The organism is Candidatus Glassbacteria bacterium (genome assembly GCA_019456185.1).
Taxonomy (GTDB): domain Bacteria; phylum Gemmatimonadota; class Glassbacteria; order GWA2-58-10; family GWA2-58-10; genus JAJRTS01.
Genome location: VRUH01000073.1, coordinates 1 through 7601 on the forward strand (window position 1 = coordinate 1; position 7601 = coordinate 7601).

Annotated in this window: 7 protein-coding genes and 1 pseudogene (1 of these 8 running past the window's edge); 1 reads left to right on the plus strand and 7 read right to left on the minus strand. The window is 59.2% G+C overall.

The features are described from left to right. Nucleotides 1-97: 97 nt before the first annotated feature. Nucleotides 98-775, plus strand: coding sequence for a hypothetical protein (locus FVQ81_16695; GenBank protein ID MBW7998171.1), 678 nt, complete (start codon nucleotides 98-100; stop codon nucleotides 773-775). Between the two features lie 52 nt (nucleotides 776-827). On the opposite strand, the gene FVQ81_16700 is transcribed toward FVQ81_16695, so the two are convergent. From FVQ81_16700 to FVQ81_16730, 7 genes and pseudogenes are all read right to left on the minus strand, one after another. Continuing rightward, the gene (locus FVQ81_16700; protein ID MBW7998172.1) at nucleotides 828-1628 is read right to left on the minus strand and encodes an NIPSNAP family containing protein; all 801 of its coding nucleotides are present in this window, start codon (nucleotides 1626-1628) and stop codon (nucleotides 828-830) included. 43 nt (nucleotides 1629-1671) lie between these two features. Next, nucleotides 1672-3504, minus strand: a complete 1833-nt coding sequence (locus tag FVQ81_16705) for an SUMF1/EgtB/PvdO family nonheme iron enzyme (GenBank protein MBW7998173.1) — start codon at nucleotides 3502-3504, stop codon at nucleotides 1672-1674. A gap of 80 nt (nucleotides 3505-3584) precedes the next feature. Then, nucleotides 3585-4784, minus strand: a complete 1200-nt coding sequence (arsB, locus tag FVQ81_16710) for an ACR3 family arsenite efflux transporter (protein MBW7998174.1) — start codon at nucleotides 4782-4784, stop codon at nucleotides 3585-3587. A 171-nt stretch (nucleotides 4785-4955) separates the two neighbouring features. Continuing rightward, nucleotides 4956-5804: an arsenite methyltransferase gene (gene arsM, locus FVQ81_16715; protein MBW7998175.1), complete on the minus strand. Its 849-nt coding sequence runs from the start codon at nucleotides 5802-5804 to the stop codon at nucleotides 4956-4958. 43 nt (nucleotides 5805-5847) lie between these two features. After that, entirely contained in the window at nucleotides 5848-6273 is a 426-nt protein-coding gene (locus tag FVQ81_16720; protein MBW7998176.1) for an arsenate reductase ArsC, read from the minus strand. After that, entirely contained in the window at nucleotides 6270-6593 is a 324-nt protein-coding gene (locus FVQ81_16725) for a metalloregulator ArsR/SmtB family transcription factor (GenBank protein ID MBW7998177.1), read from the minus strand. The genes FVQ81_16720 and FVQ81_16725 overlap by 4 nt, the downstream gene beginning before the upstream one ends. A gap of 121 nt (nucleotides 6594-6714) precedes the next feature. Beyond that, a pseudogene (locus FVQ81_16730) lies at nucleotides 6715-7601 on the minus strand (efflux RND transporter permease subunit); it runs 2994 nt beyond the window's last position.

Here is a 7601-nt window from a genome sequence, read left to right on the forward strand (position 1 = left end):
GGTACAAAACTCCGATCCAGTTTGAACGGCTGAAATATGTGGCTTAACCAGGTGTCCACTTTTCTGTGGCAATACCAATGATCATCCAGGTTTAAATTTGACATATGAGGTTAGAGATGGAATTGTTTCTCACTGTGGAGAGGATTATGTTCAAGAATTAAAGCCCACACCCTATGACGAAAAGCCAATATTGGAGGATATAAGAAATAGAAACAATGCTGAAAATGCGACAACCATGGAAGGTTGTGTTGTAAGAATGGTTGATAAGATTGCTTACATCGGTAGAGATTTGGATGATGCTGTAGAAAACAAGCTTATTAGCATTGAAGACGTCCCGCAAGAAATTTTAAATGAATTAGGATCAAAAAATAGAGATATTGTGAAAACTTTGTTGGAAGACTTGATAAAAGAGAGTAAGAAAGCTGGAGATGCGATACGTCTTTCTAAAGCCAAATTTGACTGTATGAAACAATTGTGGGAATATAGTCTTGGCAATATTTACACTTCAAAAAGGGTGGATAATTTTAGAGATAACGCAACTGCAAAACTAAAATCTGTGTTTTCTCAATTTTGTGATGACTTGAAATCTACAGATAGATTGCAAGAGAATACTGATGCCCTTCCCAAATCACCAGTCTATGAGCATTTGAAGAAATTCATCGTGGATATTGGCTATGATTCTGCCATGACAGATGAAGAAATAGTATTTGATTTTGTTTGTGGAATGACAGATAATTATGTGGAGATTTGCTTAAATTCTATTGTAAGAATATAACTGGTTATTGGCAAAAAAAGCCCCTGCTCTCAGAAGAGAGCTGGGGCTTTTTTTAGAGCTGCGAAAATCCCGTGGGCCGCAGGATGATGTCGGAGATATTGCTCACCGTGTCCTTGTATTCCTCTTTGGCCTTGAGCTCGTTCCAGCCGTCGGATTCGACGAACACTTTCCAGCTCGCGTCGCGGGCGGCCATGTCGTCGTGGCAGAGCATGTAGACCAGGTTGGGCATCTGCTGCCCGGCCATGGTTTCGCCGAAAAAGACCGGGTTGAGTCCCGTGTCGCGGAAAAGCTGGATTTCGCCGCCCGCGTTGAACATCTCGATTTTCTTGATCGCCGCGGTCACGCTGTGGCTCTCGTAGATCCGCAGCTCGAAAATCCGGCCCTTGCCCGCTTTTTTCTGCGGGGGGATTTCGACAGTGGGCATGCCCTTGAATGCCTGCATCAGGGTGGTTTCCACGCGGATATACGCCGGGTCGGACAGCGGCGCGTTGAGCACCTCGGCGCCATCGGCCATGAACTGCTCATCCGCGGCCAGGCGGTACTTGGCGGTGGACCAGGCTTCCAGCGAGGGATAAGGCACCAGGACGTACAGCGCGGCGGCCGGCGTGTTCTGGCCGTACTGGACCGTGAATGCGCCCACCGGCGAAACGCCGATGCGGTTCAGCGCTGGCACCGCGGCGTTGGCCATGAACTGCACGAACTGCTCTTTTTTTCTGCCGGGCATCAGCAAATACTTGCGCAGCTCCAGGTACTGACGGGCGTCGCCGCCCTTGCTCCCGCTGCCCTGGGCGCAGGCCGCCAGGGGCGCCGCCGCTACCGCCGCGGCCGATATCAGCATTTCACGTCTTTTCATCGCGCGTTCTCCTGTTGGGGAAGGTGAAAAAAATAGTCAATCGTCAGTTGCCGGGTCCCAGAAACCGCTCCAGCCACCGCAAGGACAGCGTGACCGCCTCCGGCGTGGGCGTGTGCCCGGTACGGTGGTTGAAATAGCCGATATATTCCGGGTGGCCGTAGAGGGCGTACACCTTGCGGGCCTCGTTGATGAAATGCCAGCTGCTGTCGTTGTCCGCGCTCTCGCCGCCGATCAGCAGGAACGGCCGCGGTGCGATCAGGCCCAGCAGTTCGTGGTGGTCGACAGCGGGGTCGCGCTCGCGGATGGAGCCGTCGAGGTACCAGTAGTCCTCGTAGTTGGAGAACTCGATCCCGATTCCGTGCTCGCTGCCGACAATCGCCGTGATCCTGGGCTCGAACGCCGCGGCGTACATCGACATTTTCCCGCCCAGCGAATGACCGATAATACCAATATTGCGGCGATCTACCTCGGGTCGGGTATAGAGCCAGTCCAGCAGCGCGCGGACGTCGGAGACCCACTTGCCCAGGCCCGACAGCCCCGGATGGCGGCGGTTGAGTTCGGCCACCGCTTCGGCGTAGCCCACCGAGTAGCCCTCGCCGAACCAGCGGACCGCGCAGGCGATATAGCCGCTGCGGACCGCCAGGTGGGCGAACGAGCGAACGCTGGGTGGCATGAAACTTTTTCCGCCCATGTTCTGGGCCGCCGGAGTATCGACATCGTAGTAGGGGACAATCACCACGGGGGCTGGTTTGTTCAGGGGACGGCGGGGCAGCATCAGGTAGATTTTCTCCCAGTAGTCAGGCTCCACCCGGAGGTACATCAGCCGGCCGGAGTAGGCGTCCTCGTCGTACTCGCGGATCAGCCTCGCCTGCGGCGGTCCCTCGATGCGGGGAGCGTGCTGCATGCCCAGCAACTTTTCCCAGCGCTCCAGCACGACCCGCCTGCGCTGCTCCCAGCCCCCGGCCGTGGCTATCCTGCCAGCCTGCGCGGGCTCCAGCAGCCTGCTCAGCGTTCCCGTGGAGCTTTCGTACCCTGCGGGACGGCGGTTGTACGGCTCGAACCAGGCGGGATCAGCGTAGTCGTGGGAGAACATTACCCCACTGGAGCGGCAGAGACGGATACCCAGGTAGCGGCTTTTGTACCCGGGCCGCACAGCCGAGTTGTAGCCCCGCGCCCAGCTTCCCGAATGGCTGAAAAAACTCCCGCCGCGCACCACTTTCTCCGCGCTGAACCGCGGTCCCGCCGGGTTATGCAGCGGCATCGGGTTGTCGGAGAGAGGATTGTTGTTGTCGGTGCACCATTCGCGGACGTTGCCCAGCAGATTGAAAGCGCCGTAGGTGTTGGGCTGGTAGGTGCCAACCGGCACGGTGGTTTTCTCCCGCATCTCCCGGTGCAGCACTTCCAGGCTCTCGTCGTTGGCCGAGCCCAGGTTGGCCCGTCCGGAGGCGTCGCCCCCCTCGAACACGCTGTCCCGGCCGAAAGCGGTCAGCCACTCGGCCTCGGTAGGCAGGCGCCAGCCGTTGGCCGAGAGGTCGCAGTCGCCGGAATCGAGGTTATAGCAAGGTTCCAGGCCGTCGCGCTCACTCTTGAGGTTGCAGAAGCGGATCGTCTCCCACCAGTTCACGTTTTCCACCGGCAAGTTTTCGCCGCGGTGGACCGAGGGGTTGTAGCCGGCCACCTCCTCGAACTGGCGCTGGCTGAGCTCGGTGGCCGAGATCAGGAACCCGTCGATTGAGACCTCGAGGTCCACCCCGGTAACGTCATCGGTAACCATCCACGCCTGCGGGGGGAATTCGATCAGCTCGATTGCACAGAGGGCGGGTCTGGAGGCAAGGATGAGAGCGAACATCAGCGAAGCCAGGAGTTGAGCGGGCATGAGCGGCTCCCGGAGATTGGTAATTTGACAGAAGGGGCAGGGGAATTCCGTGTAAGCGCACGTTAGTATAATTCGAGAGATTAAGCAACATTACCGGACCGGGCAAACCAGCCCCGTGTCTTCAGGCAGAACCGCACCAGCATCAGCATCACCGGCACCTCGATCAGCACGCCCACAACGGTCGCCAGGGCTGCCCCCGAGGACAGCCCGAAAACAATCGCCGCCGTGGCGATTGCCACCTCGAAATGGTTCGACGCGCCGATTATCGCCGAGGGCGCCGCGTCCTCGTAGCTTAGTTTCAGCACTCTGGCCAGAACGTAGCTCAGCCCGAAAATGACCGTGGTCTGCACTAACAGCGGCACGGCGATCCAGAGAATTGTCAGCGGGTTGGCCAGGATCACCTCGCCCTTGAGCGAAAACAGGAGGACCAGGGTGATCAGCAGCGCGCTGATCGTCACCGGCGTCAGCACGTGCAGGAATTTATCGCGGAACCACTGTTCGCCCTTCAGGGAGATAATCCAGCGGCGCGAAAGGTAGCCGGCCCCCAGCGGCAGGGCCACGTAAACCCCTATCGAAAGCAGCAGCGCCTGCCAGGGTACGGGCAGACGGCCCACGCCGAGCAGAAATCCTCCCAGCGGCCCGTAAAGCAGCAGCATGGTCAGCGAGTTGATCGCCACCATCACCAGCGTATGGCCGTCGTTGCCGCGGGCCAGGTGGTTCCACACCAGCACCATCGCCGTGCAGGGAGCGATCCCCAGCAGGATGCAGCCGGCCAGGTAGCTGCGCCACAGCGGGACCTCAAGCATCCGTATGCCCCCGTGCAGCACTACCTTGCCCGCGCCGAGCGTATCACCCGGCTGAAGATCCGCGCCCAGGGGCAGCTTGACCAGGTCGGTCTGTTCCGGGCCGATAAAACCCAGGAACACGCCGCCGAGGAAAAAGACGCTGATCGCGTACATCGTGAACGGCTTGACCGCCCAGTTGACGAACAGTGTCAGTCCGACCGGCCGGGCGTTACGTCCGGCGCGGACCACCTCGGCGAAATCGATCTTGACCATGATCGGGTACATCATGAAGAACAGGCAGATCGCGATCGGAATACTGACCACCGGCGCGCCGTTGACACTCAGCGCCATCCCGTCCAGCCGGATGGCCAGAGCCGGGGCTAACTTGCCGAGGGCTATTCCCGCCACGATACAGAGCGCGATCCACAGCGACAAATAGCGCTCGAACATGCTCAGGCCGCGCGGGTCTCTGGTTATGCATGCTTCGGAGGCCATCAGTCTTACTTCCTTCTAATGTGGTGTCCTGGAAGTATATGTAATAACTCGAACTCTGGTAATGGTTCGATCAACTCAAGCACAAATCCCCCCTGGCCCCCCTTTCGTAAAGGGGGATCGAGGGGGATTTATAATCCGCATTTTTTTGTACATTATTTGCAGGACACCACACTAGTGCCTGACCGCGCGGATATAAAGCGAGGTTATCAGCTCGGAGAGCTTAATGTCTTCGGGCAGCTCCTCGAGAATTTTCTGGTACATCGGGTCCTGGAACTTGGTGGCGCTCTCGGCGTAGCTCGGGTCGCCTTTGAGCTCTATTTTAGTGAACCCGGCGTGCTGGAGCATCTTTCGCGTATCCTCGACCTGCACCGCCCCGGCGATACAGCCGGTGAGCGCCGCCACCGATTCGGCCACGTTTTTCGGCAGGGGTTGCAGCAGGGCGATATCGCTGACCGCCACCCGTGCGCCGGGGCGCAGTATCCGGGCTACCTCGTTCCAGACCTGCTGCTTGTCCGGGCTGAGGTTGATCACGCAGTTTGACAGCACCACGTCCACCGTGGCGCTCTCGACCGGCAGGTGTTCGATTTCGCCCAGCCTGAATTCGACGTTGTCCAGTCCGGTGCGGCCGGTGAACTCCGCCTGGTTGCGCCGGGCCTTCTCGATCATCGCCGGTGTCATGTCCACCCCGATCGCCCTGCCTGATTCGCCGACCTTCCGGGCGGCCAGGAATACGTCCAGCCCGCCGCCGCTGCCCAGGTCGACCACGACCTCGCCCGGTTGGAGTTCGGCGATAGCGGTGGGGTTGCCGCAGGAAAGGCCCATTTCCGCTCCCTGGGGCAGGGTCGCCAGCTCAGCGTCGGAATAGCCGACACTTTTCGCCACCTGGCCTGAGCTGTCCCCGCCGCAGCACGAATTGACCGGCCCGCAACATCCACTCTGTTCAACCGCGATCCGGCTGTAGGCCTCGCGGACTGTTTCCCTTACTGATGTTTCGTTTCCGGATAATCTCTGATTGCTCATTGTTTCCTCCGTTTTGTCGTCGGCGTCTTTGCGCCCGGTAGTATCAAGTCAATTCCAATCTGCGGACGAAATCCCTGATTTCATCCCGTACTCTTCGGTAGTGGACCAGTTCCTCCTCCTCGCTTTGGGCCTCACGGGCCAGACTGGGCGGGTCATCGAAACTCCTGTGAATCGTCCTCGTCCGGCCCGGAAATATGGGACAACTTTCGCGGGCATAGTCGCAGACCGTCACCACCAGGTCCAGTTCGATATCGGACAGCTCGGCCAGGACTTTACTCCGCTGGCCGGAGATATCCACGCCCGCCTCGGCCATCGCCTTGACAGCCAGGGGATTCAGCCCGTGCTTTTCCACGCCCGCCGAGTACGGCTCCAAATCATCCCCCCGCAACTGGCGGGCCCAGCCCTCGGCCATTTGACTGCGGCATGAGTTTCCCGTGCAGAGAAACAGGACGGCGGGTTTTTCGCTCATTGTGTGTTTACTCCGCAGGTCGAGTGTTCCAGGCGCTGGAGGTCATCAGCCAATCCCGGTGTCGATTCGGCCAGTGTGCGCAGCAGCGCGCCGGCCTCCCCGACCAGCCGGTTCCCGGTTTCGTTGAGGCTGTAGTGCATCCAGGTCCCCTCGCGGCGGGCCTTAACCAGCCCGGCGGCTCTCAGCACGCCCAGGTGACGGCTGGCCTTGTAGTCGGGCTCCTCCAGCGCGGCGGCCAGGTGGCAGACACAGCACTCGCCTCTCGCGGCCAGCATGACCGCCAGCCTGAGACGGGTGGGTTCTCCCAGGGCCTTGAACATTTCAGCGATATTGTTCGGCACATCGGCTCCCGAATAAGATTATCTGGATATATGCGCAGATACGCATATATAACGCAGGCACGACTTCCTGTCAAGATAAAGAGCTGGTTTTTTTCAGGAGTCAGTCGACAGGAAAGCTGTCAGTGCGTGCCAGCCTGCGTTCGGCCAGCCAGGCATAGAGCACGGGCACCATGAACAGGCTGAGGATCACGAACAGCATCCCGCCCACCGAGGGGATCGCCATCGGGACCATGATATCGCTGCCGCGGCCGGTGGAGGTAAGCACGGGGATCAGGGCCAGGATAGTAGTAGCGGTGGTCATCATGCAGGGTCTGAGCCTGCGTTTGCTGGCCTTGAGCGTGGCTTGCCGGATTTCCGCCACGGTCGTCGGGTTATCCCGCTCGAACACCTGGGTCAGGTAAGTGCCGACAATCACGCCGTTGTCGCTGGCGATGCCGAACAGGGCCAGGAACCCGACCCAGACGGCCACGCTGAGGTTAATCGGCCCGACCTGGAACAGCTCGCGCATCCCGGTTCCGAACAGGCTGAAATCGAGGAACCAGCTTTGCCCATACAGCCAGAGCAGGATGAACCCGCCGGCCCAGGCCAGGATGATTCCGCTGAACACCAGCCCGGTGGTTGACACGCTGTTGAACTGCATGAACAGGATCAGGAAGATAATCAGCATCGCCAGGGGCAGGACCACCATCAGGGTTTTCTGGCTGCGGATCTGGTTCTCGTAGCTGCCGGCAAACGAGTAGCTCACACCTGTGGGCAGCTTTAGCGAGCCGTTATCGATCTTATCGCGCAGGTAGCGCTGGGCCTGCTCAACCACATCCACCTCTGCCGTACCAACCACCCGGTCAAAAGTCACGTAAGCCACCAGGAACGTGTCTTCACTCTTGATCACCTGCGGCCCGCGCACGTACTCGATATCCGCAAGCTGGTCCAGCGGGATTTGCGACCCGTCGGGGGCTGGAATCAGGATTTTGTGGAGGGATTCGATAT